Source organism: Lunatimonas salinarum, assembly GCF_017811155.1.
GTDB lineage: Bacteria > Bacteroidota > Bacteroidia > Cytophagales > Cyclobacteriaceae > Lunatimonas > Lunatimonas salinarum.
Genome location: NZ_JACVCV010000104.1, coordinates 1 through 612 on the forward strand (window position 1 = coordinate 1; position 612 = coordinate 612).

General features: G+C 51.3%; 1 protein-coding gene. It reads left to right on the top strand.

The window, feature by feature from the left end; genetic code table 11:
* The coding region (locus IAQ59_RS22100) for an Rpn family recombination-promoting nuclease/putative transposase (protein WP_209333022.1) at positions 1-612 on the top strand (612 nt) is incomplete at both ends.

Sequence of the window (612 nt, forward strand, 5' to 3'; positions counted from 1 at the left end):
ACCCCTTTACCGATTTCGGGTTTAAGAAGCTCTTTGGGGAAGAGGCCACCAAGGATCTCTTGCTGGACTTTATCAACGCGGTGCTGGAGCCCGAGACAGGGCCCGTGGCCAGCGTCGAATTCTCCAGAAACGAACATCTGGGTGCCGGGAAGATGGACAGGAAGGTAGTCTTCGACATCTACTGTGTGGCCGAATCCGGCGAGCGATTCATCGTGGAGATGCAGAAGGCATTCCAGCTCAATCTCAGGGACCGGTCCCTGTTTTACGCTACTTATCCCCTGCAGGAACAGGGGAAGCGCGGAGACTGGGATTATTCCCTACACGCAGTATATTGCATATCCATACTCGACTTTGTGCTCGATCCTGACGATGACCGGTATCTTCACCGGGTGGGATTGCTAGACAGGGAGACCGGTCGGGTCTTCAGCGACAAGCTTCAGTTTGTGTACGTTGAGATCCCGAAATTTGACAAGGGGGAGGGAGAAGTAGAAACCAAATTCGAGAAATGGCTGTATGTATTAAAACACCTGGAGTTTCTGGAGAGGCTTCCGGGTAGCGTAAAGGAAAAAATATTCGAAAAAGTCATGGACATAGCCACACTGACAAATCTGG